Genomic DNA, 25,339 nt, shown 5'->3' on the forward strand with positions numbered 1-25,339 from the left:
GGCAGGAGACGCGCGCGAGGACGTTCGTCGGGAAAGGAGCTGTAGGTGAGGACAAAGCTGGTGACCGGTCTTGTCAGGACATGGTCGGACGCCGAGAGGTCGGTTGAGCGCGTGATGAGCTGCGGATACACGCGCGACGCCATCAGCCTTGTCATGACCGACGCGGGGCGCGGCCAGCGCGCCGAGAGCAGAGCCGGCTCGGATGCGGCGACGGGCGTCGGTGGGGCGCCGGGGGCGTCCGCGGCCGCGCTCGCGGTGCTCGGCACGAGCGTGGCGTTCCCTGGCCTGGGGCTCGTGGCGGCGGGGCCCATCGAGGCCGCGCTCGCCGACGCGGGCGACGCGACCGGCGGGCTCGTCACCGCGCTCGTCGGCGCCGGGATCCCGGAGCACCGGGCGAGCGCGTACGACAGCGGCGTGGGACAAGGCGCGATCCTCGTGGGCGTAAATGCCTCTTCGGAGCGAGACGTCGAGATCCTGGAATTGATCCTCGAGTATGCCGGCGCCGAGGACGTCCGGAGCGAGAGCTCGCGGGGGCGTCCTTACGACAGCTTCATCTGAGCGCTCGCGGGAAGGCGAAAGGCACGTGGCAAGTTGCCTCGCTGAGGCGCGCTGGCGCTGACGCGCCCGTGCAGGTGTTCAGGCGCTCCCTGAGAGGATCGCCTGGCACACGCGATGCTCCAGATTCGGCGCGTGCCGTCGCGTGGCGAGCGCGTGGCGAGCGGCGGATGGCCGGAGCAGACGGCAGGAGAGCGCATGTCGAGCAACATGACCCAGGCATTCGAGCACACCGTGGGGGAGTGCTTCGAGGGCGGTACGGTGGTGGGCGACAAGTACCAGCTCCTCCGCAAAGCAGGAGAGGGCGCGATGGGGTCTGTCTGGGTCGCGACGAACACGGCGCTCGAGGCCAACGTGGCCATCAAGGTGCTGCGGCCGGAGATGCGCTCGCCCGCGATCGCCGAGCGCCTGCTCCGTGAAGCGCGGGCCGCGGCGAAGCTCAGCCATCCCGGGATCGTGCGTGTCTTCGATCTCGGCAAGACCGAGGGCGGCACGCCGTACATCGTGATGGAGCTCCTGGAGGGCGAGGCCCTCCGGGACGTGCTCTGCCGCGAGCGCCGGCTCACGCCCGAGGCGACGGTCGCGGTCCTCCTGCCGGTCGCGAGCGCGATGCACGCGGCCCACGAGCGGGGCGTGGTTCACCGGGATCTCAAGCCGGACAACGTGATGCTCGCGCACCAGGGCGACGGGAGGATACAACCGAAAGTCGTCGATTTCGGGATCGCCAAGGTGACGTGGACCGAGCCCGCGTCCGGATCGACCGGCGCGGCCGTGATCGGGACTCCGCAGTACATGCCGCCGGAGCAGGCGATGGGGCATGGCCAGCTCGATCATCGCGCGGACGTCTGGGCGCTCTGCACGATGCTTTACGAGGCCATCGCGGGCGAGACGCCGTATGCCGGCGAGCAGGGGTTCGGGACGCTGCGCGCGATCATCCAGGATCCGGTGCGCTCGCTCGTCGAGCGGTGCGGCACGGATCCGGCGCTCTGGTCGATCATCGATCGCGGGCTGCGCAAGGATCCGGCGGACCGCTGGGGGAACATGCGCGAGCTCGGCGTCGCGCTCGCGACATGGCTCGTATCGAGGGGTGTCGCGGAGGACGTGTGCGGCGCTTCGCTCCGCGCGCAATGGCTGGACGAGCGGACCAGCCAGCTCCCGGCGCCGTCGCCGCGGTCGGTCGAGGTGAGCTCCGCGCCGACGCTGCACTCGCGTCGCGCGGACGACTCGCTGGAGCTGCAGCTGCCCACGACGCCCGCGCGGATGGCGCCGGCGGTGGCGGCGCGCAGGGCGCCGGTGACGGTGGAGGGCAAGGGGATCGAGGAGAGCGGCGAGCGCGCGTGGTCCGAGGCGACCGCGATGGTGAATGTGAATGTGCCGGGGGCGGCGCCTCCATCGCTGCGGCCGTCGTTGCGGGAGCGCATCCCGTTCCGCGGTGTCGCTGCGGCCGGGTTCGTGCTCCTGATGGGAGCGGCGGTGTGGAGCGTGGCGCTGGGCAAGACAGGTCGCGCGGTCGGGCTGACGCCCGCGGCGCCGGTCCAGCCCCCGGCGGCGGTCGCCGAGGCGCCCTCTCCGGCGGGGCCAGCGCCCGAGGCGAGCTCCCTGACGGCCCGCGTGGAGCACCAGCGCGTGGCGCCGCCCGCGCAGGCTGCGGCGCCGCGCCCGGCGCGTGCCCTGAAAGCCGCGGCTCCTGGACCGGCTACGCCGACCGCGGCCGCCGCGCCGGCTGCGATCGCCGCACCGGCGGTGAGCGCGCCGGCCGCGACCGGGAAGCCGCCGGCGCAGGCGGCGAGCGCGCCGCCCGGGCCGGATGCGGGCGCGGAGGCGGCGCCGCCCCTCGCGCAGCCGGCCCCTGCCGGCTCGGTGCAGGAGCCCGGGGGCGCCGCCTGTCCGGCGGGTGGAGGCCGAGAAGGCGGGGAGGCGGCCTGCCCGCCGGCGCCCGACGCCTCGACGAGCGCCGCCGATGTCTACGACGACGCCGGCGCGGCCGAGCGCGAGCCGGGCGTCCGTCGGCCACCGACCGAGGAGCCGCCGCCGGCCGCGGATTCCGGGGCAGCGGAGGGCTCGTCGAGCGCTCCAGCAGCGCCGTAGCGGCTCAGGGCGCGGAGGACGAGATTCCGCACCCCGCATCAGAGAGATGCGACAAGCGAGCTGAAGCCGCACGCAAACAGCAAGAAGTTGAACCGCCAAAGCGCCAAGGACGCCAAGACTTCATTGTCTTCTTGGCGTTCTTGGCGGTTCATTTCTCCGGTTTCCAAGCAGACTGGTGTTCCAGGTCCGCGTATCAGCGATCTCTCGCGGGCTGGCTGAGACGCGAATCTAGAGCGGCGGTCACCCGCACAGGAGACGGGCCCAGATCGGCGTTTTCGGCGCGGAAGCGCACTCCGGTGCGCTGAGCACCGAAAACGTCGAGATGGGCCCGTATCCGAAGCGGGTGACCGCCGCTCTAGACGCCGAGCGCCTGCAGGAGCCCGCCCTCGCGTTCGGCCTCGGGGAGCGCGCCGCTCCGGCGCACGCCCGCATGGCGAGGCTCCAGCAGGTCGAGGCCAAAGCTCCACAGCGCGTTTCGCGCCTGCGCGAACGGGCCCTGCCTGGGCAGGTTGTCGAGGCGCACGGCCTCGCTCCGCTCGATGTCCTGCTCGAACAGGAGGGCAGCGTCCCTCACGAAGGCGGGCTGCTTGACGATGAGGTTCGCTTCGCTCACCCACCTCAGGCTCGTCGAGTTCGCGTTGAAGGTCCCCACCGTCGCCCAGTCGTCGTCGATCACCGCGAACTTCGCGTGGAGCATCGACGGGAGGAACTCGTAGATCTGCAGCCCGTTCTCCAGCCATGACGTGTACCGCGCGAGGCTCGCATGGCGGATGGCCGGAAGGTCGGAGTCGCGCGGCACGATGATCTTCACGTCGATCCCGCGGCGCGCGGCGTCGATGAGCTCGCGCTCGAGCCCGCGGGGAGGGCAGAAATACGCGTTCTCGATCCATACCCTCCGCCGCGCGGCGCGCACCCGCTCGATGTGGCGCTCGTAGATGACCGCGGGCGGCGCGGGCGCGTCGGTGATGAACTCCACGTCGTCGTAGACGCCGCCCGTCCAGTAATCGAACGAGCGCCCCGCCGCCTCGTCGGCGAGCATCCAGCGGCACTCGAACGCCCGCGCCATGTCGGTCACGCAGGGCCCCATCACCCGGCTACAGACCTCGTGCCAGCCGTCACCGCCCTCGTCGCGCGGAAGCCACTCGTCGGCCCACGCAGCGCCACCGACATACCCGGCGCCGTCGATCACCACGATGCGCGAGTGCTCTCGCGGAAACAGGGCGCCCCCGCGGAGGACCGCGCCGAACGGCCTGTAAGCGCGGGCGCGGATGCCGCGAGCCCTCATGTCCTCGAAGAACGCCGCCGGCGTCGTGTGGCTGCCGAGCGCGTCGTACAGGAGCCGGACGTCCACGCCGCGGCGCGCGGCGTTCGCGAAGGCGTCGGCGAAGCGATGGCCCATGAGATCGTTGCGGTAGATGTAAGTGGAGATCCATATCCGCTCCCGGGCAAGCGCGATGTCATCAAGGAGCGACTCGAGCACCCATTTCATCCCCGGGAGGAGGCGCGTCGTGTGAAGCGCGCTCCTCGCCGCTGCGCGACCGGTGCTGGAGTCCGCCCTGGAGCCTGGAAACGTCGGCACCGAGCAGGTCATGTCGAGTCCCGAACGCCGGGCGGCCGCAGCTCGATTGCCACAGCGGCCCGCGCGTCCTCACCAGAACGGCTCAAGCAGTCCGTGTGCCACGTCGCCAAGGCGCGATCGCGCTGGGACGTGGGCGGGAGGAGGCTCGCGATGTGGCAAAGCGCCACGCCCGCAGCGCGTTCTGCGGCGCCAGCGAGGCAAGCGGCCTCTCCGGCGCAGAACGGCTGTCGCGCGAGCGGGCCGCGCCTGCGCGAGCGGGGTGCGGCACCAGTCTTGAACGGCGTGGGCGCGATGATCCCTGCCGAACGCGAGATCTCTGCTCCTGGGACCGCCCGGGCGCGCGCCAGGTCGCACAGGGCGCCGTCCGAACCCGAGCCCGCACCGCCGCCGGCGCCGCCCCTGCGGCGCCGGCTCGCCCTGAATCCACCGCACGCGCTCGGCGCGTTCGCGCTCGCCTGCGTGGCCGCGAGCGCCTTGTTCATGCACGCGCGGGGGACGCGCGAGGCGACGGCGCAGGGGCTCACCCTGCGCGTCACCTACCCCGAGCGGATGCGTTTCCGCGACATGGAGCGGGTCACGTTCGACGTGGGGAACGCGGCGGGCGAGCCCTGCCGGGCGGCAGCGCTCACGATCGACGAGGCTTACCTGGACAGCTTCGAGGAGCACCACACCACGCCTGCAGAGGCGGCATTCGGGCGCTTCGAGCTGGGTGACGTCGCGCCCGGCGAGCGACGCCGGCTCGACATCGAGCTCCGCGGCGAGCGCAGCTGGCTCGCCGAGGGCAACGCAACCCTGTCGTGCGGTGGGGAGCGCGGCGTAAAGGCGCCGCTCCGCACCTTCATCTTCCCCTGAGACAGCCATGGAGACCGTCGCCCGCGTCGCCTTCGTCTACGTGTTCCTCGCCGCGGCGTTCCGCGTGCTCGGCAAGCGCGAGCTCAGCTCGATGTCGCCGTTCGAGCTCGTCACGCTCATGCTGATCCCCGAGATCGTCTCTCAGTCCCTCGTCCGCGAGGCGTCGCTCGCGAACGCGCTCGCGGGCGTGTCCACCGTCCTGGTGCTCGTGTTCCTGACGTCCATCGTGACGCACCTCTTCCCGGGGGCGTCCAAGGTCATCGACGGCTCGCCCACGGTGCTGGTCGCGAAGGGACGTATCCTCGAGGAGGCCTGCAATCGCGAGCGGATCCAGCCGGACGAGATCGTATCCGAGATGCACAAGAGCGGGCTGGAGCACCTCTCCCAGGTGCGATGGGCCATCCTGGAGGCGGACGGCGATCTCACCATCGTCCCGGAGCGGGGCCCGGCTCTGCCCGTCTCGCCGTCCAAGGCGCGGGAGGGGGGCGAGTGAGCGCCGGTCAGGCCGGGCGGGAGGCTCGGGCGGCTGCTGTCCGAGGGGGCGGGCGGCTCGGGCGGCTGCTGTCCGAGGGGGCGGGCGGTTCGGGCGGCTGCTGTCCGAGGGGACGGGCGGCTCGGGCGGCTGCTGTCCGAGGGGGCGGGCGGCGCGGACGGCTGCTGTCCGAGGGGGCGGGCGGCTCGGGCGGCTGCTGTCCGAGGGGGCGGGCGGCTCGGGCGGCTGCTGTCCGAGGGGGCGGGCGGCGCGGACGGCTGCCGTCCGAGGGGACGGGCGGCGCGGACGGCTGCTGTCCGAGGGGACGGGCGGCGCGGGCGCCCGGCGCCGCGGAGGCTCTCAGCCTGGCGCGACGGCTGGGGTCTCCGGCGGCGGCGCCGGCGACTCCCCGGTGCCCTCTTTCTCCTCCTCTCCAGCGCAAGGGGACGGCGTTCCGGGGAGCGATCGTGCTCCATGACCGCGATGGCCGGGAGCTCGGCCGCCAGGAGCTCTCGAGCCCGGGTCACCCCCGCCGCTTTCGGCCAGCGTGTCAAGCAGCTCGAGGACACGCTCGGCGCGCCGCTCTTCGAGCGCGCTACTGCGGCTTCGCCTTCGCGGCCTCGATGCGCGTGATCACCCCCATCTCCGCCGCGAACAGCGACGCCCGCGGCATCGTCGTCACCTCCGGCGGCGGCCCCGGCCGGCCCGGCTGGCCCGGCCGACCCGGGACGCCCGCTCGCCCGTTCCGACCCGGTTTGCCGTCCTTGCCCTTCGTCTCCTTGCAGGCCGGCGCCAACAGACCACCCTGGCCGCCGGCGCCGGCGCGACCCCCCCGACCCCCCTGCCCTCCAGGGCCCGCCGGCCCCGCGTCCCCGCCGGGGCTCCACGTGACCACGCGGTCCCTCACCTTGTCGGCCGCCGCCTCGTCGAGCACGATGCGGATCGGACCGCCGTCGCCGCCGTCGCCGCCGTCGCCGCCGGGCCCGCCGGGCCCGCCGTCGGTGCCGTTCGTGCCGTCGCCGCCCGGCGTGCAGGCGGCGGCGCCGACGGCGGCGTCTTTACCATCCTCGCCGTTTTCGCCGTCTTCGCCGTTTTCGCCGGTGCGCCCGGGAGCGCCCATCTGCCCCTTCGAGAAGATCTGCACCGTCTGATCCATCGACGGGCTGATGAAATAGGCGCGCCCGCCCATCGCCTTGACGCGGATCAGCGCCGCGTCAGGGTAATAGGGGGTCGACAGGGTCGTGATCGCGACCTCCACGTCGGGCCCGTGCGCGCCGTAGCCGCCGCCGGAATACCACCCCCTGTTCTGGCACTGATACACGGGCCGGAGCTCCGACTCGCCCACCATGGACGTCGTGGTCTGACCGGCGACCATCTTCTCCAGCCAACCTTTCAGTGCCAGCCCGGTGGCGGTCTCCAGGGGGTTCGTCGGCGGGATCCAGACGAACTGCTCCGCCGGCTCCCCGCGGAACCCGGCACTGCCCGCGATCCGGACGTCCTCCGGCTTGATCACCGCGTCCTTCTGGTCCAGGCAGCCGCGCGTCCGGTCGGTGCTGCTGCACGTGGTGCCGTCTTTCAGCTTCGCCACCACCTCGACCTGGAAGGGGTCGCCGGGGCAGAACAGGCGCTGACCCGACGCCGGCCGCACCTGCAGGTCGACCACCGAGAGCGGTTCGAGCTGCACCTCGGCGGGACCGCACGCCTGGAGCAAGGGCGCGCCCGCGAGCGCGACGGCCGGGAGCAGGCCCCGGCGGAGATGGCCAGTCTTCGGGCTTCCGTTCATGTCGTCTCCTCGCCTCACGGGCCGCTCACCGGCTTCACTTCACCCGGCACCGTGGCCGAGCTGCCGCCCACCGGCCTCACTTTACCCGGCACCGGGGCCGCGCGCGAGCGGCCCACCGCGCCCCCGAGCTTGCGCGTCGTCGGGTTGATCTTCTTCGGCTCCGGCACGTAGCTCTTCGAGGCGTCGGCGTCGAACGCCACCTCGGCAGGGGGGGTGTCCGGGCAGCCGTCGGAGTCGCTGTATCCGTTGAGCGTCTCGGCCTGTGCAGGGCACCAGTCGGCCACGTCGGCGATCCCGTCGGCGTCGGTGTCGGGGGACGGGCAGCCGTCGCCGGGGTCGGGATCCTGGTTGTCCTCCAGGCGAGAGGGGCACTTGTCCTTCGCGTCGGCGACCCCGTCCCCGTCGGCGTCGGCGTCGGCCATGGGGCAGCCGTCCGCGGGCATCGGCGCCTGGCCGTCTTCCTTCGCGTCGGGGCAGCGATCGTCGGCGAGCAGCACGCCGTCGCGATCCGGGTCGGGCGCCGGGCAACCGTCGTTCGCCTTGGGGAGGAGGCCGTCTTCCGGGGCGGCCGGGCAGGCGTCGTCGATGTCGGCGACGCCGTCACCGTCGTGGTCGGCGCCGCGGCTCACCTCGGCGTAGACCGGCGTCACCGGCGTCGGAGGCGGCCCGCAGCACGCCGCGCCCGCGAGGCCCAGAAGGAGCCACGCCGCCCTCCACTGCTTGCCCGTCGGGGGGCTCCGTCGAATCATCCTACCCTTCCCCTTTCATGGTCGAACGAGCTCACCCGTCACCATCGACATGCTTGCGCCGTCGAGCCCCTCGCACCGGACCACGCGGCCCCGTTCGACGACGAAGTTCGACAGGTCCGCCGCGAGGCGCACCACCTCGAGCTTCAGGGTGTTGCCGTCGAGGCGCGCCCGGAGCGGCTTCGTGCCCACCTTCTTCCGCGTCACGAGGCACGTCGGTCGCGCCCGCGCCTCGTCGTACGAGGTGCGCTCGGGCGGCAGCGGCCGCAACCGATCTTCCACCTCGAACAGCGACACATCGCCCGGGATCTGCGACAGCACGAAGCGCGCCTCCCCCTTCTCGTAGCCTTGCCCCGCGAGCTGCTCCGGATCGCGCACGCGCAGCTCCACCCCGCCGCCCGCCGCCACCGCGTCGTACACGCGGCTCTTGTCGCTGCTCTGCCACACGCCGAGGACGCTCGTGATCGGCCCCGTGATCTCGCCGGTCGTGCCTGCCTGGGTCGTCGGGACCACCGCCGGCGTCCCCGAGGCGCTCCCTCCGCCCGCCACGACGAGTCCGCTCGCCGGCGCGACTCCGGAAGGGGCGCTGTCACGCCCGATCCACCCCAGCGCGAAGGCGCCGCCCACGCCGAGCGCGGCGAGCACGAGGCCTCCCGCGACGAACAGCGCCGGCGAGGGCGACGCGCCCTCCTTCGCCGCGGCGGGTCGCGGGATCGGAGGCGGCGGCGTCACCGCGACCAGCCCGACCTCGGCGCTCCGCGGCGGAGCGAGCGGCGCGATCGGCGGCACGTGGGGGACGGGCGCGACGGGGGGGATCAGCTCGCCGCGGGTCGTCGTCGCGAACGCCAGGGCCCCGTGCGCAGCATCGGGTGCGCAGCGCCGGTCCGCCGGTACGAGCATGTCAGCCGTGAGCTCGGCGGAGCCTCCCCGGAGGAACGTCCGCAGCACCGTCGCCATCTCGCCGGCGCTCTGGTAGCGGCCCGCCGGATCGATCACGAGCGCGCGCTCCACCGCGGCCGCGAGCCTCGGATCGACCCACGGGGCGGCCGAGCGCAGCGGCGGCACCGGGCGCGAGCAGATGGCGAAGATGAGCCCCCCGAGCGCCTCGATGTCGTGGTGCGGCGCGTGCCCCGCGAGCATCTCGTAGAGGACGACGCCGAGCGACCAGAGATCGGTGCGGTGATCGATATGGTGCACGGTGCGCGCCTGCTCCGGCGACATGTAGATCGGCGATCCGATGATCGCGCCGGTGCGCGTGAGCTTCGCGCCCGCGGAGGCCTCGCCGGTGATCTTGGCGATGCCGAAATCGAGCAGCTTGACGGTGACGCCGCCGCCGTCCCGCGCGCACAGGAACAGGTTCCCGGGCTTCACGTCGCGGTGCACGATCCCGCGCGCGTGCGCGCTCCCGAGGCCGAGGCACGCCTGCACCGCGATCTTCACCGCGGCCTCGGGCGCGAGCGCGGAGACGCGGGCGAGCAGGCCTGCCACGTCCTCGCCGGCGAGGTGCTCCATCACCATGAACGGCGCGCCGCGCTCGTCGTGCCCGACATCGAGCACCTGCACCACGTGGTCCGACGCGATCGTCGCGGCCGCCTGCGCCTCCACCTCGAAGCGCTGCGCCAGCTTCGGCTTCTTCGCGATGTCCCCGGTGATGACCTTGACCGCGACGCGCCGGCCCGTGCCCGCGTGGTGCCCCTCGTACACGGCGCCCATGCCGCCCTCGCCGATCAGGCGGTCGATGGTGTACTTGCCGCCGAGCTTCTGGCCGATCATGCGGCCGGGATTCTATGCTCTTCTCGAGCCCGGGGCGGAAGAAGAGAGATGACGGCGACCGGTCGCCCGAGGAAGTCGTAATCGATGCGCCGCCGCGCGCCGTCGGGCTCGTGGACCTCGACGCGGTTGGCGTGCTCGTCCGGCACGAACCGCGTGCTGCCGCGATGTGGCCGTCGGGGTGACGGCGCACGCGGATGACCCGGCCCACGCTGTCGACGCGTGCTGTCTCGACGTGCGTCGAGCGCAGCCGGAGCGTGCTCCCGGCGCCGCGGAGGCGCTCAGCCCGGCGCGACGGCCGGGGTCTCCGGCGGCGGCGCCGGCGACTCCCCGGTGCCCTCTTTCTCCTCCTCGATGGCGGGCAGGGCGCGCGGCGGGTTGCGCTCGAGCAGCGCCAGGAAGGGAGCGCGCAGCGCTTCCAGGTGCTCGCGGTGCTTGCCGTTCGGCGTGTGCTCGATGAGCCAGTCGATCTCCTCGTGGATGGCGTTGAACGCCGTCCTGCAAGCGACCATGGTCTCCCGGATGCGCTTCGACCGGGGGGCTGCGCGCTTCTGGCCGGGGCCCCGGCCGAGGCCCTTGGCGAGGGCCGCCGTTGCTTCCTCGATGCGCTTCAGGTGCGCCGCGGCGCCCACCTTCTTCACATCGGCGGCGAGCGGCGCCCTCTCCGCGATGGCGACCTGGTGCCAGCCGAAGTCCACCTCGGCGTCGTACCCATAGCCGGCCTGCTCGGTGCCCGCCCCCGCGAGCAGGGCCCCGCGGAGCCGAACGGCCGCGTCGCGGTGCGCGGGCTCTCGGTGCTCCGCGGCCGAGCCGAGGAACATGTGGAGCGCCCGCTGCGAAGAGTCCCACTCCGCGTCGAGCTCCGCGAGCTCCGCGGCCGATGCGACGCCGAGCGCCTCGTCGAGCCCCGCGATCGCCCACCGGGCGTGCGTCTTCCACACGACCGGGCGCGGCGCTTCGAGGAGCAACGCCGCCGGAACGCGGTTCGGCACATCGTACTTCTCTATCGAGATGCTCTTCCAGACCCCTTGTTCGAGCTCGCGCGCGAAGGCGCTGAACGCCTTGTCCGTGACATAGCTGTATCCGTAACCTGCCACTGTTCCCTCCTCCTTCCCCTCCGCCTGAAACCGGGGATTCTAGGGGCACGCGCCGTCTCCCGCACAAGCGCTCTTTCATCCGCTCCTCCGCCGGTTTCTTGCTCCGTGCGGCGGACGTCTTCGTTTCCAGGGAGGCCACGCCGGACGCCGGCCAGCGTGACGGGAGTGGCCGCGCCGGGCGGCGTGGGGCGGGGGCGTCGCCCGCTCGTGGCCGCTCGCGATGCCGCCGGCGCGTGTTCCTCCGAGGTCCAGCCGGCCGAACCGGCGCACGGACGGCGCCTCGCCGGCTCGTTCTTTCTTCGGCTCCGGCGCACGATTTCGCAACGATCCGGGGGACCTTGCCGGACATAGCAAATAGTACAGAGGAGGGAGCTCCGCTCATGTCCGCCTCAAGCTCGCCCGCAACCGGACCCGGAGGATGAACCGCGCCGCGCTGCCGCTCGCCGCCTCGCTCTTCCTGGCGGCGCCCGCGGCGCTCGCGCAGGGCGCGCCGCGTGGCGCGCGGCTGTCCTACACGCGGGGGCCCGGCGCCGAGGGGTGCCCCGAGGAGCCGAGCCTCCGGGCGATCGTCGCGAGCCAGCTCGCCGGGGCCGACCCGTTCGTTCACGACGGCGCGCGGCACATCGAGGTCGTCGTCCAGCGCAAGGGGACGGCGTTCCAGGGAGAGATCGTGCTCCATGACCGCAATGGCCGGGAGCTCGGCCGCCAGGAGCTCTCGAACCCGATCTGTGGCGTGCTGGTGCAGCACATCGGCCTCTCCCTCAGCATCTTCATGCGCCCGTTCCTGCCACCACGGCCTGCACCGGGGGGCGCTCCTGCGCCGCCCTCAGGGACGCCGCCCCCGCCGGCGCCGGAGGACGCCGCGCCACCCGTCTCGCCGGGCGCGCCGCCCGACGCGGCGTCGCCTCCGCCGGCGCCGGGGGAGGCCGCTCCACCTGACTCGCCGGACGCGCCGCCCGAGGCGCCGGCCTCGAAGCCGCCCCGCCCCGTCGCTGCGCCGGCCCGACCCGCTCAGCGTCCGGGGCCGCCGCCGGAGCGCCCTCGCCTTCAGGTGGGCGCCGGGGTCCTGCTCGGCGCCGGCGTGGCGCCGTCGGTGGCGGTCGGGTTCTCGGGGGTCGCCGGTGTCCGCTGGGAGAGGTTCTCGCTCTCGCTGGAGGCCCGCGGGGATCTTCCGGTCGACGGCGAGCCCTACCGCGGTTGGATCTTCGGCGTGTCGGGGGTGAGCGGCTCGCTGGTTCCCTGCGGTCACGCGGACTGGTTCTTCGGCTGCGCCGTCGCCACAGCAGGCGGGGTGTGGCAGGTCAGGGAGAGCACCGGCAGGGAATTCGCGCGACCCCACGCAGGTTTCGGGCTTCGTGCGGGAATGGAGGTGCCGCTTTCGGCCCGCCTCACCGGGCAGCTCACTGGCGACCTCTTGGTCAACACGCTTCGACCGTTCTTTCGGCCGATCCATGGCGACGGGTGGTCCACGGCGCCCGTCTCGGAGGCGGTGGCACTCCGTCTGATCGCTTTCTTCTGAACCTCCGCGTGGTTTCGCGAAGCATCGGACGCGCCTGCGGGAGCTATTCCCATGAGGCGGCCGCGAGCGCGCGCGGGGTCCGTGGACGCGCCCCTCGCGGCCTGCCACCTCCTGGAGAGGCCCCTGTTGAGCTCGGAGTGAGCCGACGACTCAGGCCGGTACAGAGCTGGTGTGGTGACAGCAGAACGTCGCCGCCGCGGTGGGCGCGATGCTGCCCACCGCCTCGCCGCCGAACGCTTCGCACTTTCCGGGCTCGAGGCTGACGACGCTCACCGACTTGCTTCCGAGTGCTGTCCCGGAAGCGACGGTCCCGCAGCCGGAGGCGTCGGAGGTGATCACCTGGCCCGCGACGAACTGCGAGCACCCTTCGTCGCTGAACGCGGAGGCCAGGACGCTGCACGTCGCTCCGGTGGGCTCGGTGCAGCCGCAAGGAGCGCAGCCGCGCGTGTCCTCCACACCGGCGTAGAAGACGTGCCGGTCCGGGTACGTGGCGGGGCAGTCCTGCTCTCCTTCGTGGTGGATGCACGTGAGAAACCCCTCCGGCGGCGCGGCGTTGCCCATCGGCGGTGCCGGCGTGCAGGTCATGCCCGGATCCGCGCACGGGGGGGACGCGTTGCCGGTACACGCCCGGGCGACGATCGCGAAACTCCCCGCTGTCGCGGGGTCGTCGGGGCTCTCCGGCGCCTCCATGACCCTCGGTGCGCAACCTGCGGAGACGACGCGAGGCGCCTGGATCGCGAGCGACTGCACGCACTGGGCGCCATCGCAGGTCCGTCCGGCCTCGACGGCATTCGCCGAGGTGCAGGTCCCGTCCCACCCCTCCGGGGCAGCGAACGAGGCCGCGGGAGCCTCGGGGCCGCCACACGGGAAACTGGCGTAGGCCCTCCATTCCATCGGCACCTCGCACGTGGCCTCCGGCGGGTCGCACGCGCAGGCGGGGCACTGGTGCGGAGCTGAAGCCGCGAAATCCGCGTAGCCCTCGTAGCCGACGATCGGTGCGTTCGCAGGGCAGCTCGGCACGGCGTCGGGGGAGCCGATCCAGAGCAACGTGGGCTCGGACCACCCGAGCGGCTCCTTCGGTACGCACTGCCCTGCGCAGAGCTCTTGCGCCGGGATCAGGTCGCCGAAATCGGACGCGATGGCGACGTCCGTGTCGTCCTCGGCCACGCAGTCATCGCCGCCGTCGCCGCCACCCCCGCACCCGCCAGCGCCGCCGGCGTCGGGGGGCTCCGTCACTTCACAAGGCGTTCCCTTGGGTCCTTCGTCCTCGTCCCACGGGCAGAAGTAAATCCCCGGCCTGCCGCATCCGCCGGACATGACCCCGAGCCCGAGCGTGCTCGCACAGCAAACCGCCACGATCCCACGGTGCCAACGTCGCGCCCACGCCGCCATCGCCGCTCCTCAATGATCTGCGGCGCCGTTGACGGCGCGCCGCCGTAAGTGCGGCCACGTTACCAGGGAACCCAAGGGTGCCGCCAGACCAACCCCGGGGTAGCCACCCCCGTGCGATCGCATTACGAAGAGCGAGGTACTTTTCTCATCTTTCTCCAAGCGACAGCCCGCGTCGCTCTGCACGAGGGCCCGAACTGTCCCAGTCGTGCGCCCGTCCCCCACCTGCCGCCAGAACGAGCGCTCTGGCACCCTACGGTTACGCGGGCCCGTCGATTGTGCAGCGAGAAGCGAGGCAGTCCCGGAAGCCGCTCCCATGAAGACGCCGTCGCCGATCCCTCCCAGGCGGGAGGGCTGCCGCCTGCCTCCGATGCGCCGGGACCCCGGACGCGCCGCCCCGCATGCAGCACGCCGATCGACGCCTTCCACGTCGCTCCGATCTGGATCATTCGCTTCGTCCGCCACCCCGCGAGCTGGCGCTCCCAGGAAGGCAGCCACGGCCGGGGCGATCCTGCTGCGTAGAGCCACCTCCGGCGCAACGGTGAGTGTTGCGCGGGAGTTACAGCGCAACGTCATGCCAGGGTGTCTGCCCCGCCTGCCCCGCACGAGGGGCGAGCGGACCGAGCGAGGTGCGGCGCCAGGAGTCCGCCTGGCCGTGCGCCCCCATCAGCAGACGAGGGAAGCCAGGCGCGGTCTGGTGCGCGGTGACCTTCTCTTCTCGCGCTCCAGACCGTCCTCGGACGAGGTGACGCCGCCGCACCTTTCCGCATCGTGCGACTGAACTAGACTCCGGGCATGCCTGACCCGGATCAGCCCCTCACCAACGACGACGAAGAGGACGAGGTTCTGCTCAGCGAAGAGGACGAGGATCTGCTCGAGTGGGCGGCCACGGCCGAGCTCTACGCCGTCGGCTACATCCGGATCCTCGCCGATGCGATCGAGCGCGGAGACGCCGATCTCCAGGTGGATCCCTCGGCGTGGGAAAACACACTGACCGCCGTCGAGGGGGCGATGTTGGAGCACGTCCGCGGTCGCGTGCACGGGCCTACAGCCATCACCGTGGAAGACGTCGAGCGGATGCGGCGACTCCGCGGACTAGGCTCCGCCGCCCTCTCGGGCGGTGAGCGGTCGCCCGAACTCGGCCCGCTCGCTCTTCGGTGCCTGGAGTCTCTGTTCGGACCGGACTGGAAGCGCGCGTCGCGGGAAGCCGCGTTCTACGCGCGCGCTCTCAATCAGGAGTTCCACCCTCGTAGCGGCACAGAATAGGGGCCCCGAGGACGAACCGACAGATATCTCCGTTTTCGTAATAGTACCAGCAGCCGCTGACCAGACCGAGACCTCTGCATTGCATCAGTAGTCCAGTTTTGACGTCGGATTTGTACGGGTGTTTTCGTCCGGCCGGGCATGATATTCCTGCATCGGCGCACTTCATCATGCACTCGACGCCGTGCTCACGTCTCTTGCAGTGGACGATCTTGAATGAGCCGACCGCCTCCGGTTCGGTCGTGGGACCGTTCTCCGCTTCGTCCTCAAGTGTCATGTCGCCGGCTTCTGGAGCGCTTGTCGGTGGTTCAATCTCCGTCTCAGAGAAAGTCTCCGATGGGTGCATGATGCAAGATACAACACATAGAGCGACTCCATGGAGAGAAACGAGGGCGGCAACCGTTGGAACGATTCGCATGGGACCGGTGACCGAGGCAAGCAGCAGGCCCATGTCTGTCGAGTGGGACGGTGCCATGCGGAAGGGGCATCCAGTGTCCACTCTGGGTTTGAAGGACGAGGAGGATCCGCAGTAGTCGACATCGGCCGGGGGGTGTGCGTTGGCGAAGAGCTTGCCGCGCAGAACGGAAGCCGGCGATGATTTCCGCGCCCCCTCGACGGCATTCACCGAGGCGCATGTCCCGTCCCACCCAGTAGGGGCAGCGAACGAGATCGCGGGAGCCTCTGGGCCGCCGCAAGGGAAGTCGCCCTTCATGGGGGCCCGGCCTGTCCCCATCGTGCGCCCGTCCCCCGCCTGCCGCCAGAACGAGCGCTCTGGCGCCCCGTAGGTACGGGCCCGTCGATTGTGCAACGAGAAGCGGGGCAGTCCCGGACTCCGCTCCGATGAAGACCCCATTGCCGATCCCTCCCCGGAGGGAGAGCCGCCGCCCGTCCACCGATGCCCCGGGAGCCCGGACGCGCCGTCGCGCACGCAGCGCGCCGAAAGCGGTGCTCCACCCGGTGGCCTCACCCTCGATCGAGGTCCTCTGGGCCGAGCGGCCGTTCGTCGCCCTCCTGCTCCGCGCCCTCCACGTTCCCGCCCGCGATCGAGAAGATCTCCTCCAGACGGTGCTCCTCGGCGCCTGGAAAGCCATCCGAGCACGCAGGTACCGCCCCGACCCGCGGCGGCACCCGCGCCACGCGCTGCGCGCCTGGTTGCACGGCGTCGTCTGGCGCCAGGTGTCCCATTACCGGGACAAGGCCCATGTTCGTTGCGAGATCCTATGCGGCGCGCCCCTCGCGCCCGCCGGCCAGGCGCCTCTCGAGATCGAGGGAGAGCTCCTTGCCCGCGCCGCGCTCCGCGAGGTCGCCGCGCTCCCCGCCGGCCATCGCGAGGTCCTCCTCGCGGTGGCCGGGCGCCTGAGCCTCGTGGCCTGGGCACGAAAGCGCCGCATGAACCCCAACTCGGCCGCCACCCGGCTGCGTCGCGCCAGGAGGGCGCTGGCCGAAAGGCTCGCCTCACCGAGGCCGCCGTTCAGCGAGGGCGCCGTTCGGTGACGCCGGCGCCGGGGTGAGGCTTCCCTTCGGTACCTGCCCGGCCGGTCGCGTCGAGCCCGTGTACGATTTCGCAACGAGCCGGGCGGTCTCGCCGGACTACCTATCCATGAAAGAGCCCCGAGCACGCCCAGCGCCCCCTCCTGCGCCCGACCCGGCGCCCGCGCCTGCACCCGCCCCGGAGGCGGCGCCTGCGCTCGCCCCGGAGATGACGCCAGCGCCCGTCCCAGAGTTCGCCGCCGCACCCGATCGGGATCCCGTGCCCGTCATCGGGTCGTCCCCGCGACCCTCGTTCGAGGAGGTCTATCAGACCTTGCTCCCGTACGTCCTCGCGGTGCTCTGGCGGCTCGGCGTCGCGTCTCGCGATCTCCACGACGTCGCTCACGAGGTGTTTCTCGTCGTTCACCGGCGCCTCGAGGGCCACGATACTCGCCTGTCGCTCAAATCGTGGGTCGCGGGCATCAGCGCGCGTGTCGCCCTTCGCCACCTGCAGCTCGCACGGAACCAGCGGGAGCTGCTCGCGCTCGACGGTGCCGAGCCCATCGAGCTCGCGGACCCCGGGCTCGACGCGGAGCGCCGGGTCGCACAGGCCGAGACCCAGCGCCTCGTCCGCGAGCTCATCCAGCGCATCGAGAGGGAACGACGCGCGGTGTTCGTGCTCTACGACCTCGAGGGAAGCGACATGCGCGACATCGCTCAGGCGCTCCAGATCCCCGTGAACACCGCATGGGATCGGCTGAGACGAGCCCGCAACGAGTTCACGGCCGCGGTCAAACGGCTCTCGGCGCGGGACCCGGACGCGCTCGGCCTCCGTGGCCTGCGCTTCGCCCTGGCGCCGTTCGCCCAGGCCGACAGACCCATGCTGCTCGACGCAGGCAGCATCCGGCTCGGCCTTTCGCAGGACCTCGCCAGACCGCTGTGGGCGTGGCTCCAGCGGTCGCTCGCCTCGACCGGAGGGCTGGCCCGCGGCACGGACAGCCTCTCCGGCGGCCCTGCGGCGCAGCCCCATGCAGGCGCCTTCTCGCCCCACCGGTGCCGTCTCGGGAACGCCGTGGAGGCCGCCGGCGCCACCGGGGAGAAGCGCATGCCGCCGGTCGTCACGATCGCGCGATCCTGGCTCATCAAGGCAGGCGTGGCGCTGTTCCTCGGGGGAGCCGGGGCGGGCGCCGTCGTGGTCTATGCCGCGTTCCCGCCGCCTGCCGCGGCGCCAGTGGTGTCCGTCAGCGCCGAGGTCGAAGGCGCCGCGTCCGACCGAGCCGAGCGCACCGGGGCAGGGCGCGGCGGGCGCGCCACGGGCGGGCTCGTCGTGGCCGACGCCGTCGTGGACGCCGGGCCCCCGGGGGCCGTGGACGTGGCGGCCGCGGCGCCGTCACGCGCCCCCTCTCGCAAAGCCGCCCCGCCCAGCGAGCACGACACGACCGAGGAGAGCGCCTTGCTCAGCAGCGCCGGTCTTGCGCTCAGCGAAGGGAACGCGACAGAAGCGCTCGACGTGCTGGCCCTGCACGCACGGAACTATCCGCGCAGCCCGAGAGCCGAGCAGCGCGAGGCGCTGGCCATCCAGGCCCTCATCGAGGCCGGGCGGCGCGCCGACGCCGGCGCGCGAGCCGAGCGGTTCCGCGCGGCCTTCCCTGACAGCATGTTCCTCCGCGCCATCGACGCGGCCATGAACAGCCGGTGAGGACCCAGGCACGCTGCGTCCGGCGAACACCGGCGTTGCCTCGCTCCTCAGCGCCTCGATCCGGCGCCGCCCTGCTCACGCTGCAGGTCGCGCGGCCGCTCGACCTCGAAGAACGGCGCGAACGCGACGCGGAGAGACGCCGGTCAGGCGGGGCGGGAGGCGAGGCGGCGCACGCCGCGTCGGGCGATCGCCGCCGCGAGGGCGAGGGCGCCGAGCGCCATGCCGACGAGCGTGCCCTGCCCCCGGGTGCGCGAGGGGCGGTCGCCGTCGAGGAGCGGGGTCGCCGCGCCGCAGAGCACGTCGGCGTGGACGCTGACGCGGGCGCGGAGCCAGTTGTCGACACGCTCCTGCGGCGCGGGGCTCAGGACGAGGTCCGTGTCGAGCGCGGCGCGCGGCAGGTTCGCCTCCAGGCGCGTCAGCCAGACGTCCTTCGGGTGCAGGCCGACCATCGCGACCGCGAGGTCGTCGAGCGCCCCGCACGCGAGCTCGCGCGCGTCGAGCTGACCGGCGGCGACCTCCCCGCAGCTCGGATCGGACAGCGGGACGCCGGCCGGGCACGGGTTCGCCACGGCGCGGCTCTCGGTCGCGATCTCGGCGAAGCGCACGGCGCACGCGGTGTCCTGCGTCTCGCGGTTGGCGAGGCCCTGCTGGGCGAACGCGGCGGCGATCGTGTCGACCGGGGTGGTCGAGCCGCTCGTTGTGTAGCGCACGCCGAACGGCGCCGCGGGGCTCGACACGGGCGAGAACAGCGAGCCCTGCTGCGCGTAGGGCGTGAGGAACGCGCGGCCGCCGTCGGCCGCCGCGAGCGCCTTCTCGCGGAGCACGCTGTAGTTCGACTCCTGCGGGGCGAAATCCCACGCGAGGAGGTCGATGGGGACGGCCGCGGCCGCAAACCCCTCGGGAGCGAGCCGCGCCTCGCTGATGGTGAAGAGGGTGATCGCGACGTTCGCGCCCGTCCCGGCGGCGACCATCCGGAGCGGGAGCGTGGGGTTCGCCCCCGGCATGACGACCCGCACCGGCTTCATCTCCTTCACGTCCTTGCCCGGCTGGAGCTTGAGGGCGATGAAGTCGAAGCTCTCCTCGACGTAGGCATCGATGACCGGCTGCGTCGACGCGTCGACGCCGAAGCCGTTCTCCTCCAGCCACGTGTTCAGCGCGCCGGGCGTGTCGGTCGCGAGCGTCACCGTCTCGTACGGCCCGACGGTGCCGCGGTGGAGCACGGTGACCTGATCGCCGCCGCCGAACGCCCCCGCCGCGTCCGAGGAGCCGAGCGTCGCGCCGCAGCCCCCACCGCGCGTGGCGCAGGTGGAGTTCGGCGCGGTGATGCGCACGGACGTGGCCGCGTCGAGCGTCTCGAACCAGGCGTCCGAGCCGACCTCGAGGAACGCGCCGGGCTTGACCGGGAGCACCCACGCGAACTCGCTCGGATCGCCGGCGTACTGGATCTGATCCCAGAGCACCGACTGGACGGGCGACAGGGAGAGCACCATCCGGTGCGCGTTGACGACGGTCGTCTGGGTAGGCGGGGCGAAGCACCCGCCGCAGGCGAGCGCCTCGCGAGGCGAGAGGAGCGTCGAGGAAGGAACGGCGAGCGCGAGGAGCGCGAGCAAGCGAAGTTTCATCGGGTACCTCCATGGGCGCGGGTCCGCGCGGGCGGGCTCCGGTAAGCGCGCGGGCGGCGCGCGGCGCACCACCGCCAGGCTATCCAAGCCGGCGCGCGGCGGGCAGGCCGCGCACGATTGGCGCGCGCGCACGATGGCGCGCCCCGCCGCCGCGCTGGAGCGCGAGGCGGGCGGCAGCGGGCGCTCGGGGCGCTCGACGCTCGGTCGACCGAGGGCGCGCTGACGTCGAACGCCTCAGGCGCCGGGGCCGCTCGCCTGTCCGCCGCCGGCCGCGCGGCGATCCGCCGTCAGAGCGAGGCCCGCCACGCGTCGACGTCGCGGAGGGCGCGCTCCGCCATCGCCTCGTAGCGGGCGCGCTTGCGCAGCTTGCCCTGCGCTGGATCGAGCGGCGCGATGTGCGCCCAGGTGATGTTGGACGGCTGATACGTGGGCTGCTTCCGGCCGAGGTGCGTGAGGATGCCGCCGAGCGCCGTCGTGGGCGGCGGCGGCCGGAGCGGCTCGTTCCGCAGCTGCTGCGCGAGGAGGATCGCGCACACGAACCCGGCCGCGGCGCTCTCCACGTAGCCCTCGACGCCCGAGATCTGGCCGGCGAGGTGCACGCCCGGCAGCGCGCGGAGCTCCATCGCGGGGCCGAGGAGCGCCGGGGCGTCGACGAAGGTGTTCCGGTGCACGGAGCCCATGCGGAGGAACTCGGCCTCCTCGAGGCCGGGCACCATCCGGAACACCCGCAGCTGCTCGGCGAACTTCATGCGCGTCTGGAAGCCGACCAGGTTGTACGCCGTCGCCGCTTCGTCCTCCGGACGCAGCTGGAGCACCGCGTAGGGGCGCCGGCCGGTGCGCGGATCGGTGAGCCCCACAGGCTTCATCGGCCCGAACGCGAGCGTCTGCTCGCCGCGCGTCGCCATCACCTCGCAGGGCAGGCACCCCTCGAAGTAGCGCACCTCCTCGAAGGCGCGGGCCTCCACCTTCTCCGAGGCGACGAGCGCCTGGACGAACGCCTTGTACTGCGCCTCGTCGAAGGGGCAGTTCACGTAGGCCTCGTCGCCGGCCTCGGCGTCGTCGCGGCGGTCGGCCGCGTCCTCCGGCTGCGCGGCCCGCTCCGGCTGCGCGGCTTGCTCCCGCTGCGCGGCCCGGTCGCCGCGGACCGCGCCCCCCTTGCCGTAGCGCGACTGCTTCCACACGCGCGACCAGTCGATCGAGTCGGCGCTGACGATCGGCGCGATCGCGTCGTAGTACGCGAGGTGCTCGGCGCCGACGGCCGCGGCGAGGCTCGCCGCGAGGGCGTCGGAGGTGAGCGGCCCGGTCGCGAGGATCACGGGGCGCTCGGCGGGGATCTCCGTCACCTCCCGGTGCTCGACGGTGATGCGGGGGTGGGCCTCGATCGCCCGCGTCATCGCCTCGGCGAACCGCTCGCGGTCGACCGCCAGCGCGCCCCCGGCCGGCACCGAGGTCTCGTCCGCGCAGCGCAGGGCGAGCGAGCCCGCGCGCCGGAGCTCCTCTTTGAGGAGCCCCACCGCGTTGCTCAGCGCGGCGCCGCGCAGCGAGTTCGAGCACACGAGCTCTGCCAGCCGATCGCTCGTCTGCGCTGGCGTGCGCTTGTGAGGCTTCATCTCGACGAGGCGCACGCGCAGCCCGCGCTGCGCGAGCTGGTACGCCGCCTCGCAACCGGCCAGGCCGCCTCCGACGACGACGACGTCGTGGGGGCTCTCCGCTCCGTTCATACAGCTCTCACCACGGTGGGGGGGGTCTCGCGGGCTTCTTAGCTCGCCGTGCGGCGCGCGCGCACGGCCCGCGCGGGCTTTTCGGCTGTCCCCTGGGCCGCGTCGGCCGCTTGCGGCGCGGCCTCCTCCGGCGCGGGCCGGGCGGCCGGCGACGGGGCGGCGCTCGCGACGACCGCCGCGGCGTCCGGGGTGGCCGCGCCGTCCGCGGCGCCGTCCTCCCCTTCCCCCTCGACGATCTCCTGCTTGAAGCCGCAGTCCTTCGTCGCGCAGACGAGCATCGCCTTCTTGCCGGCGGTGCGGGTGACGAACTTCGCGCCGCACTGGGGGCACGGGACAGGCACCGGCTTCTGCCAGAGCTTGAACTCGCACTTCTGCTCGGCGTTCCAGTTGGAGCAGCCGTAGAAGGTGCGCCCGCCCTTCTTGCGAGGCCGGATCTCGATGAGATCGCCGCCGCAGCTCGGGCACGCGACGCCGAGCGGCACCGGGCGCGTGTTCTTGCAGGCCGGGTACCCCGTGCACGACAGGAAGTCGCCGAAGCGGCCCGTCTTGATGATCATCGGCTTCGCGCACTTGTCGCACGAGATGTCGGTCTCGCGGACGGCGGCGCTCCCCCGCGCGTCGGACAGGTCGCGCGTCGCCTTGCACTTCGGGTAGCGCTCGCAGCTCAAGAACCAGCCGTTCTTGCCCCACTTCTTGAGCATCATCGACCCGCACTCGTCGCAGACGATGTCGGTCTTCTCGGCCTCGGGCTTCCACGGCGCGAGCTTCTTCGACTTGTCGAGCTGCTCCCTGAACTTCTTGTAGAAGCTCTTGAGCAGCTGCTCGCGCTTCAGGTTGCCGGCGCCGACCGCGTCGAGCTCCTCCTCCATCTGCGCCGTGAAGTTCGGGTCCATGATGTCGAGGTTCGACCGGACGAGGCCGTCGACCACGAACTTCCCGAGGAGCGTCGGCTGGAACGCGCCGCCGTCCCGCTTCTCGACGTACGCGCGCTGCTGCACCTTGCTGATGATCTCCGCGTACGTCGACGGGCGGCCGATGCCGCGCTTCTCCAGCTCGCGCACGAGCGAGCCCTCGTTGTAACGGGGCGGCGGCTGCGTGAACTTCTGGTCGGTGATGACGCCGGGGGGCGACACGGAGAGCGCCTCGCCCTCCTTCATGTCGGGCAAGAGCGCCTCGGAGTCCTCCTCGGCAGAGGGCCCGGGCGCCGCCCGCTCGGCCTCTGCGGCGCTCGCCTCGGGCGCCGGCGCGGCGGCGCCGCCTTCCGCGGCTGCGCCCGCGCTCTCGTCCTCGCCGGCGAACTCCTGCTGGCCCTCCGTCACCTGCAGCCAGCCGGCGAACTTCAGGATCCGCCCGGTCGCCCTGGCGAGGTAGCTCCGGTACGCGGGCGCCGCGATCGTCGGCGCGACGTCGATCTCGACCGTCGTGCGGTCGTACACCGCCGGCGTCATCTGCGAGGCGACGAAGCGGTTCCAGATGAGCTTGTACAGCTTGTACTGCTCGTCCTTGAGGTACTTCTTGATCGAGTCCGGGTGGATCTCGACGCTCGTCGGCCGGATCGCCTCGTGCGCGTCCTGCGCGTTCTTCTTCGACTTGAAGACGTTCGGGCGCTCGGGGACGAACTCCTTGCCGTACCGCTTCGCGACCACGCCGCGCACCTCGGCGACCGCGTCGTCGCTCACGCGCGTCGAGTCGGTACGCATGTACGTGATGAGGCCGACCGGGCCGCCGTCGCGCTTGAGGTCGATGCCCTCGTAGAGCGCCTGCGCGATCTGCATCGTCCGCTTGGCGCCGAAGTGCAGGTAGTTCGTCGCGTCCTGCTGGAGCTTCGAGGTGGTGTACGGGGCCGGCGGGTTGCGCTTCTGCTCGCGCCGCACGACCTTCGCCACCCGGTAGCGGGCCGTCTCGAGATCGGCGCGCACCTTGCCGGCGACCTCGCCGTTCGTCACCTCGAGCTTCTTGCCGTCGGCCGAGGCGAGCTTCGCGACGAACGGGGCGCGCTGCGGGGGGCTCGCCGCGCCGAGGCCGACCGCGATGTTCCAGTACTCCTCCGGGACGAACGCCTCGACCTCGCGCTCGCGATCCACGATGAGCCGCAGCGCGACCGACTGCACCCGCCCGGCCGACAGGCCGAACGCGAGCTTCGACCACACGAGCGCCGAGACGTCGTAGCCCACGATGCGGTCGAGCACGCGCCGCGCCCGCTGCGCGTCGTACAGGTTCTCGTCGAGCTTGCGGGGGTTGTGGACGCCGTGATCCACCCCCTTCTTCGTGATCTCGTGGAACTCGACCCGCGCCACCTTCAGCTTCGGGTTCTTGATCTCCTCCGAGATGTGGAACGCGATCGCCTCTCCTTCGCGATCGGGGTCGGTCGCCAGGAGCACCTCGTCCGCCTTCTTCGCGGCGGACTTGAGCTCCTCCAGGACCTTCTCCTTGCCCTCGATGACCTCGTAGGTCTCGGCAAAATCGTTCTGCACGTCGACGGCGTTCTGCTTCTTGGGCAGGTCCTTGACGTGCCCCTTCGAGGCGAACACCTCGTACCCGTTGCCGAGATATTTCTTGATGGTCTTCGCCTTCGCAGGCGACTCCACGATGACGAGCGTCTTGGCCATCACCACCTTCTGAGCAACGAGATCGGGCTTGTGAGGATTGAAGGGCGCCCTTCGGTGCGGGGGAGGCCCCCCCGCGAGGAGGCGGCCACCCGAAACCGCACTGGGCAGGGTGAGCCGGCGCGCCCTTCAACGAAGAGCCCGCCGAAACAACCCGGCGGGCCCCTCTACTACTACGGCCTGGAGCGTCAACGTCAAGAGTGCCTCCACGGCGCGTCTGGGCGGAAGCCCCGTCCTCTCGCAGACCTCATCCACGTGCGCCGGACGGGCGTCCAGGGCGTCGAGGACCGCGCGCTCGGCCGCGCTCATCGGCCGAGATTGCGCGTTTTCCTCGGGCGGAGGGCTCGCTCGCGCCCCGAAGACCGCCTCCGGGAGCGGGAGCGTGCGGCCGCCGGGCGACCCGTTGCGCGCCGACCGCCGCGCTCGCCGGCGCGGCGGAGGCGCCTGCCCGCCGAGGACCTCTATCACGTCGGCGGCGCGCGTGACGGGGCGCGCGCCGGAGGCGAGCTCCAGCGCGCAGCCCACGCCGCGCGGGCTCCAGGGGGCGTGGGGGACGACGCAGAGGTGGCGGCCGAGGCGGCGGGCAGCCGCGGCGGCGGAGCGGGCGCCGCTCTCGATGCCCGCCTCGACCACGACGGTCGCGAGCGTGAGCGCGGCGAGCACCGCGTTGCGCTGGAGGAACAGCGCCGGCAGCGGCGGCGTGTCGTCGGGGACGCGCGCGAGCAGCGCCCCGCCCGCGGCGAGGATGCGATCGAAGAGCGCCGCGTGCTCGCGCGGGTAGGGGTGCGCGTGCCCGCCGCCGCTGACGACGACGGTCGGCGCGCGCGCGTCGAGCGCGCCCTCGTGCGCGGCCGCGTCGACGCCGCGCGCGCCGCCCGACCAGATCGAGAAGCCCGCCTCGCCGAGCGCCGCGGCGAGCGCGCGCGTGAACCGGAGCGCCTCGTCGCTCGCGGCGCGCGTCCCGACGATCGCGATGCCCGGGCGCGCCGGGAGCGCGCCGCGAAGGTAGAGCGTCGGCGGCGCGGCCTCGGTCTCGGTCACGAGAGCCCAGAGCTGCGCGGGGTAAGAGGGATCTGCGGGCTGGATCTCGATCGACGCCATACGCCGC

At 72.6% G+C, this 25,339-nt stretch carries 18 protein-coding genes; 8 read left to right on the forward strand and 10 right to left on the reverse strand.

Going from position 1 to position 25,339, the window contains the following annotated elements; all coding sequences use genetic code 11:
- The first annotated feature begins 45 nt into the window (after positions 1-45).
- Positions 46-558: a hypothetical protein gene (locus WME90_RS26745; RefSeq protein ID WP_437274831.1), complete on the forward strand. Its 513-nt coding sequence runs from the start codon at positions 46-48 to the stop codon at positions 556-558.
- A gap of 195 nt (positions 559-753) precedes the next feature.
- Positions 754-2,643 carry a serine/threonine-protein kinase gene (locus tag WME90_RS26750; RefSeq protein ID WP_437274832.1) on the forward strand — a complete coding sequence of 630 codons (1,890 nt, stop codon included), beginning with the start codon at positions 754-756 and terminating at the stop codon, positions 2,641-2,643.
- Between the two features lie 355 nt (positions 2,644-2,998).
- Here WME90_RS26750 and WME90_RS26755 read toward each other — a convergent pair whose 3' ends face one another.
- Positions 2,999-4,222, reverse strand: a complete 1,224-nt coding sequence (locus WME90_RS26755) for a phospholipase D-like domain-containing protein (RefSeq protein ID WP_437274833.1) — start codon at positions 4,220-4,222, stop codon at positions 2,999-3,001.
- A 291-nt stretch (positions 4,223-4,513) separates the two neighbouring features.
- On the opposite strand from WME90_RS26755, the gene WME90_RS26760 reads away from it, so the two are divergent.
- Positions 4,514-5,074 (forward strand): hypothetical protein, encoded by a 561-nt coding sequence (locus WME90_RS26760; protein WP_437274834.1) that lies wholly within the window; start codon positions 4,514-4,516, stop codon positions 5,072-5,074.
- Positions 5,075-5,081: 7 nt separating this feature from the next.
- Positions 5,082-5,567, forward strand: a complete 486-nt coding sequence (locus tag WME90_RS26765; protein WP_437274835.1) for a DUF421 domain-containing protein — start codon at positions 5,082-5,084, stop codon at positions 5,565-5,567.
- A 574-nt stretch (positions 5,568-6,141) separates the two neighbouring features.
- Here WME90_RS26765 and WME90_RS26770 read toward each other — a convergent pair.
- The 4 genes from WME90_RS26770 to WME90_RS26785 all read right to left on the reverse strand — a co-directional run bounded on the left by WME90_RS26770 (position 6,142) and on the right by WME90_RS26785 (position 10,942).
- A complete protein-coding gene (locus WME90_RS26770; RefSeq protein WP_437274836.1) occupies positions 6,142-7,329 on the reverse strand; it encodes a hypothetical protein in 1,188 nt (395 codons plus the stop codon).
- Between the two features lie 14 nt (positions 7,330-7,343).
- Complete coding sequence (locus WME90_RS26775; protein ID WP_437274837.1) at positions 7,344-8,078, reverse strand: thrombospondin type 3 repeat-containing protein; 735 nt, start codon at positions 8,076-8,078, stop codon at positions 7,344-7,346.
- 15 nt (positions 8,079-8,093) lie between these two features.
- The gene (locus WME90_RS26780; RefSeq protein ID WP_437274838.1) at positions 8,094-9,848 is read right to left on the reverse strand and encodes a serine/threonine-protein kinase; all 1,755 of its coding nucleotides are present in this window, start codon (positions 9,846-9,848) and stop codon (positions 8,094-8,096) included.
- Positions 9,849-10,126: 278 nt separating this feature from the next.
- Positions 10,127-10,942 carry a hypothetical protein gene (locus WME90_RS26785; protein ID WP_437274839.1) on the reverse strand — a complete coding sequence of 272 codons (816 nt, stop codon included), beginning with the start codon at positions 10,940-10,942 and terminating at the stop codon, positions 10,127-10,129.
- Between the two features lie 418 nt (positions 10,943-11,360).
- Between WME90_RS26785 and WME90_RS26790 the strand changes: the two genes are divergently transcribed.
- Complete coding sequence (locus WME90_RS26790) at positions 11,361-12,461, forward strand: hypothetical protein (protein WP_437274840.1); 1,101 nt, start codon at positions 11,361-11,363, stop codon at positions 12,459-12,461.
- 150 nt (positions 12,462-12,611) lie between these two features.
- Here WME90_RS26790 and WME90_RS26795 read toward each other — a convergent pair whose 3' ends face one another.
- Positions 12,612-13,697, reverse strand: a complete 1,086-nt coding sequence (locus WME90_RS26795; RefSeq protein ID WP_437274841.1) for a hypothetical protein — start codon at positions 13,695-13,697, stop codon at positions 12,612-12,614.
- A gap of 948 nt (positions 13,698-14,645) precedes the next feature.
- Here WME90_RS26795 and WME90_RS26800 point away from each other — a divergent pair.
- The 3 genes from WME90_RS26800 to WME90_RS26810 all read left to right on the forward strand — a co-directional run bounded on the left by WME90_RS26800 (position 14,646) and on the right by WME90_RS26810 (position 18,282).
- Positions 14,646-15,116 (forward strand): hypothetical protein, encoded by a 471-nt coding sequence (locus tag WME90_RS26800; protein WP_437274842.1) that lies wholly within the window; start codon positions 14,646-14,648, stop codon positions 15,114-15,116.
- 954 nt (positions 15,117-16,070) lie between these two features.
- Positions 16,071-16,607, forward strand: coding sequence for a sigma-70 family RNA polymerase sigma factor (locus tag WME90_RS26805; RefSeq protein WP_437274843.1), 537 nt, complete (start codon positions 16,071-16,073; stop codon positions 16,605-16,607).
- Between the two features lie 106 nt (positions 16,608-16,713).
- Positions 16,714-18,282, forward strand: coding sequence for an RNA polymerase sigma factor (locus tag WME90_RS26810; protein WP_437274844.1), 1,569 nt, complete (start codon positions 16,714-16,716; stop codon positions 18,280-18,282).
- A 143-nt stretch (positions 18,283-18,425) separates the two neighbouring features.
- On the opposite strand, the gene WME90_RS26815 is transcribed toward WME90_RS26810, so the two are convergent.
- The 4 genes from WME90_RS26815 to WME90_RS26830 all read right to left on the reverse strand — a co-directional run bounded on the left by WME90_RS26815 (position 18,426) and on the right by WME90_RS26830 (position 25,332).
- Positions 18,426-19,904: a DUF2330 domain-containing protein gene (locus WME90_RS26815; RefSeq protein ID WP_437274845.1), complete on the reverse strand. Its 1,479-nt coding sequence runs from the start codon at positions 19,902-19,904 to the stop codon at positions 18,426-18,428.
- Positions 19,905-20,191: 287 nt separating this feature from the next.
- On the reverse strand, positions 20,192-21,625 hold the full coding sequence (trmFO, locus tag WME90_RS26820) for a methylenetetrahydrofolate--tRNA-(uracil(54)-C(5))-methyltransferase (FADH(2)-oxidizing) TrmFO (protein WP_437274846.1): 1,434 nt from the start codon (positions 21,623-21,625) through the stop codon (positions 20,192-20,194).
- 38 nt (positions 21,626-21,663) lie between these two features.
- Entirely contained in the window at positions 21,664-24,234 is a 2,571-nt protein-coding gene (topA, locus tag WME90_RS26825; RefSeq protein WP_437274847.1) for a type I DNA topoisomerase, read from the reverse strand.
- A gap of 126 nt (positions 24,235-24,360) precedes the next feature.
- Complete coding sequence (locus tag WME90_RS26830; RefSeq protein ID WP_437274848.1) at positions 24,361-25,332, reverse strand: DNA-processing protein DprA; 972 nt, start codon at positions 25,330-25,332, stop codon at positions 24,361-24,363.
- Positions 25,333-25,339: the final 7 nt, after the last annotated feature.

Source organism: Sorangium sp. So ce375 (genome assembly GCF_051473855.1).
GTDB lineage: Bacteria > Myxococcota_A > Polyangia > Polyangiales > Polyangiaceae > Sorangium.